Consider the following 1077-nt stretch of genomic DNA (forward strand, 5'->3'; position numbering starts at 1 on the left):
CGCCGGGCCGGGCGACCGTCGCGCTGTGCAGGTGTGGACGCTCCTCGGTCAAGCCGTTCTGCGACGGCTCGCACAAGTCGACGGGTTTCCGGGCCACGAGTGAGCCCGACCCCGCGGCCTGACGCAGGCTCCGCGGCGAGTGGGCCGCCGTCCTCAGCCTGCGCCCCGCGTACGGCACGCCGCCGCCGAGCGCTGCGGCCAGGGCCAGCCAGCTGCAGGTGGCGCGTTCGAGGATCCAGACAGGGGCGAACAGCGCCGCCGTCGCGGGGTAGACGCGTCGGCCTCCCGCTCTGCGCCGCCCCGCCTCCGCCAGGCCCACCGCCAGCGCCGCGCCCGCCCCCAGCAGGCCGTGGCGGCGCCGGGCCAGGCAGAGCCCGACCGCGGGAAGCACGGAGAGGAACAGCGCCATGCGGGCGGGCTGGGCCAGGTCGTCGTAGGCCTGGCGCACCCGCTGGTCCCAGAAGCGGGCCGCCTCGGGCGGCAGCCGCCGCACGTAGAGGTCGAGAGGGCGCAGCTCCCTGCCGCCGTGCGCTCGCACGGTGCGGATCAGCTCCAGGTTCTCGAACAGTACGTCTCCGTCGTATCCGCCCATCTCGATGAAGAAGGAGCGGCGCACCCCGAACGTGCCGGGGTAGTCGGCGCCGAGGCTGCGGTTGAGCAGGCTGCGAGCGGTGTCCCAGCGCGCGTGCCACGGCAGCGGCCAGAAGTGGTTCTGCGGGCGGACCAGGTCGGCGTCGGCGAGCAGCGCCTCCACCCTGGCCAGAGCGGGCTGGTCGTAGCGGACGTCGTCGTCGGCGATGACCACGTGCTCGGCCCTGGCCAGGCGCATGCCCGTGGTCACGCCGTTGACCTTGCCGTTGGCGAAGCGCAGCTCGCTCGCGGGCCTGACGTGCGTCGCCAGGCCGTCCCATGCGACGGCGTGGCGCTCGAACAGCGGCGAAGGGGAGCCGTCCACCACGATGATCCGCACGTGGCGGCTCAGGGTCCGCAGGTAGGCGGTCAGCTCCTCGAGGCCCGCGTCGTCCTCCCATCGCAGCGGGAGCACGTAGTCCATCATGCGGCCACGACCTCCCCGAG

The 1077-nt window shown here is 74.2% G+C and carries 1 protein-coding gene; it reads left to right on the top strand.

Going from position 1 to position 1077, the window contains the following annotated elements:
• Positions 1-23: 23 nt before the first annotated feature.
• Complete coding sequence (locus ABFX50_RS51780) at positions 24-122, top strand: CDGSH iron-sulfur domain-containing protein (RefSeq protein ID WP_428834743.1); 99 nt, start codon at positions 24-26, stop codon at positions 120-122.
• The last annotated feature ends 955 nt before the right edge of the window (positions 123-1077 follow it).

The sequence above is a fragment of the Nonomuraea recticatena genome, from assembly GCF_039533245.1.
GTDB lineage: Bacteria > Actinomycetota > Actinomycetes > Streptosporangiales > Streptosporangiaceae > Nonomuraea > Nonomuraea roseola.